The following is a 13,593-nucleotide window of genomic DNA, read 5'->3' on the forward strand; positions in this document are numbered from 1 at the left end:
GGATCCGTGCCTTTTTTCAAAATAAGAAAGTATAAAATTCAAAGAGCAGGATTCCCTTCTAAGTGTGGTGATTTTGCAGATCACACGCTAGCGCACAAATAATGTGCGCAAGAAGATGCAGCCCGGCTGCCACGGCACGCTAGCGCACAAATAATGTGCGCAAGAAGATGCAGCCCGGCTGCCACGGTATGCTAGCGCACAAATAATGTGCGCAAGAAGATGCAGCCCGGCTGCCACGGCACTCTAGCGCACAAATAATGTGCGCAAGAAGATGCAGCCCGGCTGCCACGGCATGCTAGCGCACAAATAATGTGCGCAAGAAGATGCAGCCCGGCTGCCACGGCACGCTAGCGCACAAATAATGTGCGCAAGAAGATGCAGCCCGGCTGCCACGGCGCACTAGCGCACAAATAATGTGCGCAAGAAGATGCAGCCCGGCTGCCACGGCACTTTAGCGCACAAATAATGTGCGCAAGAAGATGCAGCTCTTCGGCCATCGCATGCCGCCTATTTCTCAATGGGGTCTGCCCAGTCTGTGTACGTTGAGTAATGATTTGTGAAATACTGGATGTAAGTAGAGTAGATGTAATTGTAGAAGTAAGTAGAAGTAGAAGTAGAAGTAGAAGTAGGTTTAGAAACAGGAGTAATTGTAGGAGTAGATAGAGATGAAGTTATAATATATGAATGTATGAGTTTGGAGTGCGGAGTCAGAATAGTGTGTTGGTCGGATTGAATTCTCGTAATTCTCCTTTGCGTCAGGCGAATAAATGGATTTGATACAGTTAAATTCTTGGAATTTCCGATCAAACACAGAATAGATGGAAAACCTACAGTTAAATTTAACTATTTATACCCGTTTGAACAAAAGAAGCAGTTTTAACTACATATTTTACATTAAAATCGAGTTTAGGAGGAAATTTCACATAATTAGCTGTACTTTTTCCAGTTAATGCAAATATAAAGAGCACAAACACTTCCAGATCTATAAACTCCACCAATTTCGTCCGAGGACTTTGACGCACCAGCAAAAAACCAGTTAGCATCGCACCATCTGATGCTAACTGGTTTTAGTAATGCGACTTGTAGCGGGCAAGTCTATTCCACTAACTTAACATCCACAATAACTTCCAAGTCCTGCGTGCCTGAGCCGCGATAGACGCCTTTGACAGGGACGATATCATTATAGTCTCGTCCATGCCCAAGCTTGATGTAGCGCCAGTTCACTTCGCAATTGTTCGTTGGGTCATACCCAAACCAGCCAGATCCCGGGATGAGACATTCCACCCAAGCATGGGAGGCTTGTGTGAAATCCGCACTGCCTCCTTGCAAATCACCGACGAAGTGGTAGCCACTCACATATCGGGCTGGAATGCCTTTCTCACGGCAGATGGTGATCATGAAATGAGAGTAGTCCTGACAAACACCACGCCTCAGCTTCAGCATCTCGCCAACCGTGGTTTGCACGGAGGTTGCGGAAACATCATAGGTGAAATCGTGATTGATGGTGGTATAGATGGTTTGGAGTAGATCATATAGAGGTACTCCATCATCGACTATGGCGTCGGAGTAAGCTTTCAACTCTGGTGTTAGCCCTGTATAGCTAGTAGGTAATAAATACTCAGCATATTCATTCTGAAAGTCATCTCTGTATCTCGAAGCTTTCTCTTCATAAGCCGATCGATGGGATACAGGGTTGTTATCATTCTCGTGGGTAACGACGGTGGAGACCATTTTGATCGTGAGTTCACGATGAAGCTTATTGACCGTAAAGGCGTGTACCCTGTTGTGAAAATAGTCTGAATAGGTGAAGAATGCCGAAACGGGCTCAGTTGTGATCGCATGATGATAACACGATTGCCGACTGTCTGTTAAGGGAGTTAGCCGAATTTCATTGACACTGTCCTGTGCGGAATCGGTGTAGGAATAGCGAGTAATGTGCGTAATTTCCAGCTTCTTCATGCGATAACCTCCTCCCGAGAGGGAAAAAAGACTTTGGACATCCGTACCCCCATCCCATTGCAGGAGTCGAGGAGTGTTTGCAATGTCGTTTCTAATTTACCTGATCTCAAATCATCATCATCCATGCAGGCTAAATTCGCTTTCACTTTCCCAGCTAATTTAGCTAGCTTATGAACTGCGTTGGTGAGCTCAGGATCATCCAAATGAATGCCCTTGAACGAGCGCTCCAACGATTGAATGGAGAAGGCGACCGAACGTGGGAAGGTCTCATTCAATAGCAGAAATTTGATGATACTATTCAAATTGACCGTGTCCGCATATTCTTTTCGATACGATTCGTATCCACTGACGGATTTCAAAACTGCGAGCATAAGCGGATAAGAAGAAAAGTCCTCTTTGGCATATTCCGAGCAGAGAGATTGAATTAATCGCAGCAGATTCTCAGCACGCTCTAAATAGCGCCCAGCTTCAACGAAGTGCCATTCGTTCTGACGAGGCATGACAGAAGTCGCCGCGCCTTGAAACATGGATAGCGTATCCCGGATAAAGCGATAAAACAGATGAGGCGAATCATTCGTAATATCGCGGACTTCTTTTTCTTTGAGCCATAAATAGAGTCCATTTAAAATGTCCCAAAGCTCGGAAGGCATTTTCTCCCGAATATTTCGCAGGTTGGCACGTGCGTGGTTCGTACAGGCAAGCAGGGAGTTAGAATTATTTTTATCTAGCGTAATGTACTGAAGTACGTGTTGTTCGGTGAAGCTGCCGTACTGTTCTATGAAAACAGCACGGTCCCCAATTGTATCGATGAGCCGGCTCCAGGATTGCTTGCTGCTGCCTTCCATGTCCTCACGGATATGATAATACACATCGATCAGCCTAGCGTGATTCTCTGTTCTTTCCGAATATCTACCGATCCAGAATAAAGCTTCCGCTGTTCGTCCCATCATGACCATATCCCTTGGCCTCCATTCGAATTGTAGGTTGCGTTTAGCGAACAACCCACGTATCTTTACATCCCCCGCCTTGCGAAGAATTCACAACGAGGGAGCCTTCTTTCAAAGCAACACGCGTAAGTCCGCCAGGAATCACTTGAATGTCTTCACCCGCGATGACAAAAGCTCGCAAATCAATGTGCCTTGCCGCCATTTGACCATCGATCATGACTGGTGCTCTCGATAGTTGTATCGTTGGTTGCGCGATGTAGCGATCAGGGTTGGCTAGGATTTTGAGCCGGAAATCAGCAATTTCACTCTCAGAAGCCGTTGGCCCAATCAGCATGCCATAACCGCCAGATAGCGAAGTTTCCTTCACAACCATTTCATGCAAATTCTCCAAAACATGCGCTCGCTCATCGGGCCGCGAAAGAATGTACGTCGGTACATTGTTCAAAATAGGCTCTTCATTCAAGTAATACCGAATCATATCTGGCACATAGGCATAAATGGCCTTATCATCAGCTACGCCAGTACCTGGTGCGTTCACAATGTTGATATTGCCTGCGCGATAGGCGTTCATAATGCCAGAGACACCTAGCATCGAGCTCGGATCGAAAGCGAGCGGGTCTAAGAAATCATCATCGATCCGGCGATAGAGAACATCAATTTGACGAAGTCCTTTGATACCGCGAATGTACACTTTGTGATCAATGACGACGAGATCGTGTCCTTCAACTAACTCTAATCCCATTTGTTGCGCGAGGAACGTGTGCTCGAAATAAGCGGAGTTATAGCAGCCTGGTGTCAAAAGTCCAATAACAGGATCAGATTTACCGGAAGGACTTAGCTTGCGCAGCGCGGTCAGAAATACATTTAAGCTATGCTCAATATCTTGAATGGAATGACTGAACACGAGTTCAGGGAATAAGTGCGTCATGATTGATCTGCTTTTATATAGGTAAGAGAAGCCAGAAGGGGAACGGAGATTATCCTCGAGAACGAAATATTCACCCTGCTCATCTCGAATTAAATCAATCCCAGAAGCCGTAACATACACATCGTTAGGAATGGAAAGACGCATCATTTCTGGTCGGAAATAACAATTGGAAAGCACCATTTTTCTGGGAATAATCCCATCCTTCAGAATGGACTGCTCATGGTAAATATCTTTGAGGAACATATTGAGTGCCTTTACTCGCTGTTTGAGTCCACGTTCGAGCTTCATCCACTCTTCCTGCGGGATAATCCGAGGGATAGGATCGAAGGGGAGTGTGCGCTCTAGCGCCTCCGTCTGATCGGGACTATAGAGGGTGAAAGTGATCCCTTCTTCCATCATCCGTTTCATCGTAGCGGTCTGGCGTTTGTTTAAGTTACCTGTCTTCATCGACATGAATTGAAGGAAGGTACTTTGATAATGAGGGCGAACCGAGTAGGCGTTCATAAACATCTCATCAAAAAAAGGTCGAGGATCATAAGGGGTAGTGACCAGATTCTCAGGTTTGGACATCGCAGCTCCCTGGTTTCATCGATATGCATTCGGAAGCTACATGTTGCTAAGGGCCCGAAGCAGAAACCAGGCCTCCTTTCTGATCTAAGTTCTTTATTTGTTAATTTACATAACATGAGTAGTGGTGTGATGTGGATTTATTCTATTGTAGATTTTTCAGAAAATTATGTCAATATAGAAAATGAGCTAAAACACTGACGTTTTTTATAAAAATTTTCTTAATGTTCGGAAAAAACATGAAAATTCCAGTTATATGTCTTGATTTGCATGAAAATTCACTATAAAATTGTCGAATAAGACAAATGTAAAAGAAAGTCACATTAAATGTGATAAAAGGGGTGTTGGGTATGTTTGATTGGCTGGGGTTTAGAAAAGGTCTGCCTTTATGGTGGTCCTACCGCCTGAATCGTCATATCAAGGAAGATGTTGAGCATATTTTCGAAGGAATTGCGCACACAAGAACAGAAATTTTACGAGACTGGGCTCTCGCCTACTGGTCCAATTTGGACCGATTGTTTGAACAGTTATCGGGAACTGAAGTGTGGAAGGAGTCTGCTTCGAAGGATGTATCGGTCGTTGGAAAGCTCCTAACAGCCGCAATGAAGAGTGGAGCTGATTTCTCTGAAGTATTCATTTTGAATGAAAAGGCTTCTGTCGTATACTCCACACACAACGCTCATGTGGGAAGATCTTATGCGGCTGGAGGCGTGCTGGGGAAAGGGCTGGAAGAAACGCGCAAAGGCGTGAAATGCTTATTCGGACCATTCTCGGATCCGCTTACGCTCCAAATTGGCCCAAGCACTTCGCCATTTCATGATGCGATGACGATCGCTTTCATTTCACCTATTATGGTAGGTGGGCAATGGAAAGGAGCCGTTTGTGGACGCGTGCCGAACGATGTGCTCGGGGATTTGATCCAGCGCGAGTCAGGGCATGTATATCCCGATTCTGGTGATAACTACTTATTTATGGCCAAGCCTGGGTTAAATAAGCAAATCGTTCCTGGCACAGCATTATCGCGAAGCCGATTCGAAGATTTGACTTTTACCCATGGCGATAATTTAAAAGACGGCGTTCGCACCGATTACGGTATCGTTGGCGTTAAGGAGCATACGGAGTTGGAGCTTATTTTCACGGATCCGGCGACGGGACAGCTGCATCCAGGCGTAGCGGGAACCATTGCTAAGGGAAATAATTTATTCGTGGAATACCCAGGATATTCCGATTATCGTCATATTTCGGTTATTGGGAAAGGTGTAACCTTCCAGCTGCCGCATTGTCCTGATGTGTGGGGAATGATGTGTGAGGGCGATTTGGAAGAGGTCTATCGCATTCGTTCGATCGATTGGAAGATGTTTAGTCTGCAAATAAGGTTTATAGTTCTCATGCTGCTAGTTTCCGCGAGTAGCTTCTGGCTCCTAAATGGACATGTTTCCAATGGCGTCGGCGCTGCAATTATGATGGGTGTCAATCTTCTCTTCGGCGGAGTTGGTGCAAGTTTAATTAGACGCCAAGGAAGTAAGCCAATTGCTAGACAACTTGCTCAAATCAATAAATTTATTCGAATTAATGCTGAAGGTAAAGGGGATTTGACACAGCGTCTGAAGGTTGACGAGTTCGCTGGCGATGAGACGCGGGATTTGGCCAAATGGATCAATAATATGATCGATTCCTTGGAGGGCATTATGCTACAGGTGAAGCAAGCGGCTGCTGAGGTGCAAGTGAGCCAAGAACGGATGAATGACTCAACAGGGTCGACAGAGCAATCTACAGGTCGGATGAGTACCAAAATCCATGATATGATTCGCTCACTGCGTGGTCAACTGAAGGATATTGATGTCGCGAAGGACGTTACGCAAAATATGAGCGGAACTTTACGTGAACTGGAGCAGAAGGCTTCAGGGCAGATTGCCGTAGCGCAGGATGAAGTTGAACGTATTGGTCAGAAGATGACGGATATCTCGGCAAAGGTGGAAGAGACGAATCAAACGATCCAAACCTTCTTGCATACGACACAAGAAATTCCGAAGCTGCTTAAAGTCATTGAAGAAATCTCAGCGCAGACGAATCTATTGTCACTGAACGCCTCCATAGAGGCAGCACGCGTAGGTGAGCACGGCAAAGGTTTTGCCGTTGTTGCTGGGGAAATTCGCAAGTTAGCGGATTTGACCAAGAAATCAACGACAGAAATCAATGAGACGATCGAGCAGATCGAACGACATGCGAATGAAGCCTTCATCTCCATGGAAGAAGGTACGAAGGTCGTTTTAGAAGGAACGCAGATTGTTGCTGCAGCATCTGAGATTCTGAGTACGGCGAACGCTCACGACACTATGAAAACGCAGGTTGTAGAGGAAGTCGTTGCGCTTATGGAGAAGATTGCAGCAGTAAGCAAAGAGAACCGTCAGATCTCAGCGGAGGTTGAGCTTACTGTGAAAGAGCTCCTGCAGGACATGCATCATGTACGTCAAACGACAGGTGATGTAGGGGCAATAACACACTCTATGCTGTTGCTTGTGAATCAGTTTCATTTGACGGAGAGCCGTATTCGTTAAAAGGTGATTATTAGACTTTCTTTCGCATGTTAACAACCCCATCCCGCATACAATGATAATGCGGTATGGGGTATTTATGTTCACATGACCTACCTGATACGTATGGTTACATACGAGGCAAGTTTCTAAAGAAACTTTAAGGAGGATGTCAAATGAGTGACCGTTTGAGCATTCAAACGAATCGGGCAGATAATGTGAATCCTAGTGAATTTAGAATGCTAGCCCAGCGTTTGAAGGAGGAGCATGTGCAAATGCGTGAGCAGCTCTCCGACATTCGAACGCTAGCTGCAGCTTTGTACACCCTTGATGATTGCTCAATTGGGATGTGTCGTCTGATCGAACTTCAGGACGGCATTCTATCCTTGGTGGAGGAATTGGAGCAGCATTCGGAATGGGAAGAACAAGTTTTATTCCCGGGTCTGCAATCATATTTACATCCGACAATGGCTATTTCTGTTTCCCGGTCCATGCATGTGTTGGAGCAGGATCATGATTTGGCCAAAAGAGTCGTACAGTCATACGTCAACGGTGTTAATGCCATGAGCGTGCCGGTCGACATGGACTTTGTCCATGTGATGGCCTCCGAGCTGCTGACCGCTTGCCTCATTCTGCTCAAGCACTTCACGTTGGAGGAGGAGCTTGTATATCCTCTAATTGATCGGATTATGGACCAGATCGAGGAGCAGATTAGTTAGGTAGGGTGCCAACGGAGTAAGCATGAGAAGGCGCGCTGGTCTGGTGTAATAGGAGTAGTTAGAGTAGCAAACTGGGTAAGAGTAGAAGGAGTAGTAAGCGTTACAAATGCAGCTGAAATTGTTGGAGTAGTCATGAGGAAGTGAAGTTTGAGTAGTAGGATTGGTGAAAGTAGCAAGTGAAGAGTGTAGAGAGTGTCAGGGTGAAATTCGCTAGAATAGTTGAAAGTGGAAAAGTGGAAAAGTGACAAGTCGTAAGCGGCAAAGTAGTAAAGTGGAAAGTGGAAAGTGGAAAGTGGCAAGTCGCAAGTTGCAAAGTGACAAAGTGGCAAAGTAGTAAAGTAGCTAGAGTAGTTGAAGTGACAAAATAACAGGTGTGTTAATTAGGGTCAAGTGTCGCGTGAGTAGTAGGAGTTTGAAGTAGCTAGAATTTGACAGTAGCAAAGAGGCCCTGCCGCGCCGCCGCAATAACTGGAAAACCTCCATTTAAATCAGGCCAATTGGCCTGATTCCAGAGAATAACTGCAAAAACTCCAGCTATTTTCAACCATTTGCTCGCTTTTCGCGACAAAGGTGAAATTTAACTGGAGTTTTTCCATTTAAATGGAAGAATCAGCCGGATCGAGCGAATTTAGATGTAGTTTTGCATCTAATTACCGCCGGGGCTGCGCAAGGAGGGGGAAAGGTTCCCCCGACAGCCCTCCACACCTTACATGCTCGGCAAGAGCCACTTCAGCGCAGTGAATTTCCGCAGCTTCTAGGCTCCGCAAGCGCCGCGCCGCTGCAATAACTGGAAAACCTCCATCTAAATCAGGCCAATTGGCCCGATTTCAGAGAATAACTGCAAAAACTCCAGCTATTTTCAGCCAATTGCTCGCTTTTTGCGACAAAGGTGAAATTTAACTGGAGTTTTTACATCTAAATGGAAGAATCAGCCGGATCGAGCGAATTTAGATGTAGTTTTTCCATCTAATTACCGCCGGGGCTGCGATAGGAGTGGGAATCGATCTGCGGAAAGTGGCGAGGCGCCGACATTTCCGCGAAAAGAATCGATTCCCAAAAGAGTCGACAGTTCGATTCGCGAAAGAAGGGGCATGCCCCCCTCTTAAGCCTCCAACGTGCTCAACGTTTTCTCTTCGCACTCCTTGGAACAGAAGCTATCATGCTCCTCTTCACAAGCCTCGCAGCAAATGTGCTTCAAGTGGCATAGATCATTCGCGCAATTAATATAGCGATCCTCTGCGGTTCCGCAGTGGTAACATTTGCCTACAACGATATCTTCATCTGTGCGGTTAATCGGTACGGAGATGCGCTCATCGAACACATAGCATTTCCCGTCGAATAAACGACCTTGCACCTCTTCGTCTTTGCCGTAGGTGACGATCCCACCGTCCAGCTGATACACGTCGGTGAAGCCTTCGTTAATCAAGAAACCGGATAATTTCTCACAACGGATGCCTCCCGTGCAGTAAGTGAGAATTGGTTTGTTTTTAAACTCATGCAGATTGTTGCGAATCCACTCAGGGAATTCCTTGGTCGTTTCGACCTCAGGGCGAATGGCGCCACGGAAATGTCCGATATCATACTCATAGTGATTACGGCCATCGAGCACGATGACATCTTCATTTTTGAGCTTCTCATAAAATTCCTTCGGCTTCAAATGCGTTCCCGTAAGCTCATTCGGGTTCACGTCTTCTTCAAGACGGAAGGTGACGAGCTCTTTTTTCGGACGGACAAACAGCTTCTTGAAGGCATGTCCTTCATGATCATCGATCTTGTAAACCATATCTTTAAACAATGGCATGAGATTCATCATCGCCATGTAGGCTTCCGTTTGCTCTACGGTCCCAGAAAGGGTGCCGTTAATACCCTCAGGAGCAATCAGAATGCGTCCTTTGACACCGAGCTTTTTGCAATAAGCCAAATGTTCTCGCGCCAATGCTTCGTGATCAGCAACAGCAACGAATTTATAATACAACAAGATGCGGTATGGAGCGCCATGTTCAGTCATAACAATAACCACCTATACGTATAAAATGACACACTCCATCAAGATGGAGTATACGCATATAGTGACATAAATTCATGTTTTTTTCAATCAAGCAGTAATTTTTGGATAGTTTGATACACAAACTGCAGCTCGAACTCTAACGCCTGAAGCAAAGGGAACGCGCTATATAAATCCCGATCTGTTGCTTGCAGCTTCTTTTGCTCATTCACAAAATCCTCCAATTCACTTGCCGCGGCAAACACGCGATTAGCCGAAAGATTGCTGGAAGAGCCGCGTATACCATGAAGCAAACGAAGAATCTCCTCGAAGTTGCCTTCGTCGATGTTTGCTTTCAACTGCGCTATCAGCGGGTCGGTTTGATCTTGAAATTTACGGAGCATCTCACGATAAATGTCCGTTTTTCCGCCCATGCGTTGGACTGCCTCCGCAATATCGAGTCCAGCAATTTTATGATTTTCCACCTGCAGACGAAGTGTGGTTTCAATAGCAGTTCTTAGCCGTTCGGGTATGATAGGCTTGGAGATCATGTCACTCATCCCCGCCTCCATACAGGCCAGACGGTTGTCGAGCGTTGAATCCGCAGTTAAGGCAATAATCGGAATATGTGCCCATTTCGGCTCAAGACGAATACGTTTGGTCGTTTCGATCCCATCGAGCTCGGGCAAGTGGATATCCATCAGGATCAAATCATACGTATGATTCTCCAAGTCATGCAGGGCCTCGAATCCATTCCCAGCCACTTGAATGCGGCAGTTCATCATACTTTCCAGCAGGGAGCGAGCCACCGTTTGGTTAATTTCATTGTCCTCCACAATCAGTATGCGGAGTGGAGCCTTACTCAGGCCATTTAAAGGGGAGAGTGCAAAGTCTTTCTCCCAATCGGTCGCCAAGGGATCTGTCGAATGGGTATGTACGATTTCGCTTTCAGCTTGCAGCGAAGCTAGCGTCCTGTACAAGAGACTACGAGAGATCGGCTTGACTAGGATAGCATCGGGCGAGGCTTCTGTGGGTAGCTGTTCAAGTGCATCTCGTCCCGATAACGATGTGTAAATAATCGTTCTAATCCCTTGTTGTTGGCAAGCAGCCAACATGGTAAGCCACACATCTTCCCCATACATATCATCGGCTTCCATATCGAGCAGAAGGTAATCAAGGGGGATATGATCAATAACTTGGAGGGCTTCTTTCCACGTATACACCCCCGCAGCATCGTTGCACATAGATTGCAGGTTTTGGACAAGCACCCTATTAAGTGTAGGGTGATCTTCTACGACGAGCATAGCGAGTGGCAAGGGAATGAACGGCTTTGTGCTTGGCAAATAGAGTGTGAAGGTGAGAAGGACCAGAAATTCACTCCCAGCACCTTGCGTGCTCGAGACCGAGATCGAACCGCCCATATTTTCGATAATATTTTTGGAAATAACAAGTCCTAGTCCCGTTCCTCCATATTTACGGCTGGTTACCTCGTCACCTTGGATAAAGGGTTGGAATAAATTGGCCAACTGTTTCTCTTCCATGCCAATCCCCGTATCCGTAACGCTGAATCGAAGCGTAACCTCATTCTCATGCGTTTGATCTACGCCAACACGAAGTATGACAGTTCCTTGTTCCGTGAATTTAATTGCATTGCTGGATAGATTCAGAAGTACCTGATAGAGCCGTAAAGAATCGCCGATCAATCCAATAGGCACTTGGTCGGATATATCACAAATAAAATCCACTGGCTTATGACCTATCAGCACACTTAGCGTTTCACACACACGATCGATGGTCTCATCTAGATAAAAAGGATGATGTTCGATCACAAGCTTATCTACTTCCAGCTTCGAAAAGTCCAGAATATCATTGATGATATGCGAAAGAGATTGGGAGGAACGAGATATTTTGCGTATATAATCCATTTGTAATTCGGTCATCGCGGTTCGCTCAAGCAGGTGGGAAAGTCCTACGATCCCATTCAGAGGCGTACGTATTTCGTGGCTCATGCGAGCAAGGAAAACACCTTTGGCCAAATTGGCATCATCCGCCTCCTGCTTAGCTAGGATCAACTGCTCCTTGGCATGGACCTGATCTGTAATATCTCTCGTAATTGCCGAGAAATAAAGCTCGCCATTATCGAGAGGAAAGTGAGGCACGATGATAAGCGATGCAATGATGCGTTGTTGTTTCTTGGTCATGACTTCTGCTTCGATTTCCCAGAAGCCATCTTGGATAGCCGTTTGAAGACCTTCGTCGAAATTAATGTCATTCAGAATTTCTACAAACTCATGAAAATGTGTGCGTTCATAATCGGTTCCAGCTAATCCCATCGAGTGAATACCGGCAGGATTAATATAGAAGATATAACCGTCTTGATCGAAGGTGAGAATGGCATCCCGCGCGCTTTCAACAATCGTGAACAGCCGTTCCTTCGTCTCATTACTTTCTTTAATATCACTGATATCGCGTGCAATTAAGACGTAACCTTTTAATTCGCCATTCGGATGCGTGATACAGCTAACACTCGCTTGCACATAGATGCGGGTGCCGTTTTTATGATACCAGGTCCACTCTAAATCCTCTTTCAAATGGCGCAAGGAACGAATGACGAGTGCTGTACAATCTGCGGGAATCGTCTCGCCTAGTTCCGCAGAATATTGTGCGGCTCTTTCATTCAGCTGTTTTTGATCTAACCAAATTAAGGGAGAGGCGATTTTATGTACGTCTGCAATAGAATACCCAAGCATCTGCGTAGCTCTGCCGTTGAGATGATTAATCATAAAGTTTGGATCCATCACGATCATGGCGTATTGATTATGACGAATAAAAGCTTCGAACGGCTCGAAAAGCTCGCGGATATTCTCCATCATGCCATTGACAGATAAGGCAAGGGCACCTAATTCATCTTTGCTTTTGAACACGATGGGCTTCATGTGGAAATCACCAGCTGCAACCGCCTCGGTTACTTGGAGGATTTGTTTAATCCTTTTGATAATCAGATGGTTCGTTGTGAGGTAAATAAGGAAGAAAATAATTAGCGCTGCCATGACGATTAATCCTACTGTTGACCATAGTAGTGGACTTGCAGGGGCTTCAATGGCAGTGACTGGCATGGAATAAGCGAGATACCAATTTAATTGAGGGATGCGTGCATAGAACCATCGTGTCTTCGTTCCAGTGAGAAAGGGCTCGTCAATATAACCATGCCCAGCTCGTAAGGCTTGTTGAAACGCAGGTTCTAATTCGGGATATTCCGTGAAAATGTTCATCTTAAGAATGGTAGAGGGGTTTGTATCATACAAGACAAGTCCCTCCCGATTCACAATCAGCTGCTCTCCGTGATCGAGTGGAGCTAGTAAATGTTCTTGAAAAACAGGTGCTGCCTCCATAGAAACATCGATGATACTAACGACCTTATGTTGATCATCAAAGATGGGCGCTGTAATCGAGATGACGTATATGCCCTTCATTTTGCTTAGATGAGGGTCGGAAATAAAGGTTTTCCCTTTCAGAGCTTGCTGGAAGCGAACCTCACCTGAGATGGAGAAAGTCAAACCAGAGGTAAATTGCAGGGTTCCATCCAAATCAGAAATAGCCATGGCGTGATAGCGATTCCCATCCGATTGCAATTCATGCGTCAGAAATTGTAGACGTTGTGCTTGCGTACCATTTTTCATAATGCTGACCCGGCTTATAAGCTCAACTTCTGCCAGACGAATAGACAAGAAATCATATAAGTTTCGTGCGGAATTCGATACAGCGGTTATGGACTGCTCATTCATTTGCTGCAGTAACTTACTTCTCGAGAGCTTATAATTGGTAAATCCAACGACGGCAAGGGAGATGGATGTGATGAGAACAAGCCAGGCGACGATTTTAAATCGTAAGGATGATGACATTTTTTTCCTCCGAAAGCCATGTAATTGTTAGAAAACCTCATAGTTTTATCATG

At 45.6% G+C, this 13,593-nt stretch carries 7 protein-coding genes; 2 read left to right on the forward strand and 5 right to left on the reverse strand.

Going from position 1 to position 13,593, the window contains the following annotated elements; all coding sequences use genetic code 11:
- Window positions 1-1,095: 1,095 nt before the first annotated feature.
- From HQN88_RS11365 to HQN88_RS11375, 3 genes are read right to left on the reverse strand one after another with little or no spacing between them, the layout of a single operon-like run.
- Window positions 1,096-1,959, reverse strand: a complete 864-nt coding sequence (locus tag HQN88_RS11365) for a transglutaminase family protein (protein WP_173111147.1) — start codon at window positions 1,957-1,959, stop codon at window positions 1,096-1,098.
- Window positions 1,956-2,915, reverse strand: coding sequence for an alpha-E domain-containing protein (locus tag HQN88_RS11370; RefSeq protein WP_246320166.1), 960 nt, complete (start codon window positions 2,913-2,915; stop codon window positions 1,956-1,958). The genes HQN88_RS11365 and HQN88_RS11370 overlap by 4 nt, the downstream gene beginning before the upstream one ends.
- 34 nt (window positions 2,916-2,949) lie before the next feature.
- Complete coding sequence (locus HQN88_RS11375; protein ID WP_173111150.1) at window positions 2,950-4,404, reverse strand: circularly permuted type 2 ATP-grasp protein; 1,455 nt, start codon at window positions 4,402-4,404, stop codon at window positions 2,950-2,952.
- A 347-nt stretch (window positions 4,405-4,751) separates the two neighbouring features.
- Here HQN88_RS11375 and HQN88_RS11380 point away from each other — a divergent pair, with 347 nt between their 5' ends.
- On the forward strand, window positions 4,752-6,959 hold the full coding sequence (locus HQN88_RS11380) for a methyl-accepting chemotaxis protein (protein WP_173111153.1): 2,208 nt from the start codon (window positions 4,752-4,754) through the stop codon (window positions 6,957-6,959).
- A 152-nt stretch (window positions 6,960-7,111) separates the two neighbouring features.
- Window positions 7,112-7,654 carry a hemerythrin domain-containing protein gene (locus HQN88_RS11385; protein ID WP_173111156.1) on the forward strand — a complete coding sequence of 181 codons (543 nt, stop codon included), beginning with the start codon at window positions 7,112-7,114 and terminating at the stop codon, window positions 7,652-7,654.
- Between the two features lie 1,102 nt (window positions 7,655-8,756).
- Here HQN88_RS11385 and trhO read toward each other — a convergent pair.
- Together trhO and HQN88_RS11395 are read right to left on the reverse strand one after the other, a co-directional pair.
- Window positions 8,757-9,662, reverse strand: coding sequence for an oxygen-dependent tRNA uridine(34) hydroxylase TrhO (gene trhO, locus HQN88_RS11390; protein ID WP_173111159.1), 906 nt, complete (start codon window positions 9,660-9,662; stop codon window positions 8,757-8,759).
- Between the two features lie 83 nt (window positions 9,663-9,745).
- On the reverse strand, window positions 9,746-13,540 hold the full coding sequence (locus HQN88_RS11395) for a response regulator (RefSeq protein ID WP_173111162.1): 3,795 nt from the start codon (window positions 13,538-13,540) through the stop codon (window positions 9,746-9,748).
- Window positions 13,541-13,593 lie beyond the last annotated feature (53 nt).

The organism is Paenibacillus qinlingensis (assembly GCF_013204845.1).
Classification (GTDB): Bacteria; Bacillota; Bacilli; order Paenibacillales; family NBRC-103111; genus Paenibacillus_E; species Paenibacillus_E qinlingensis.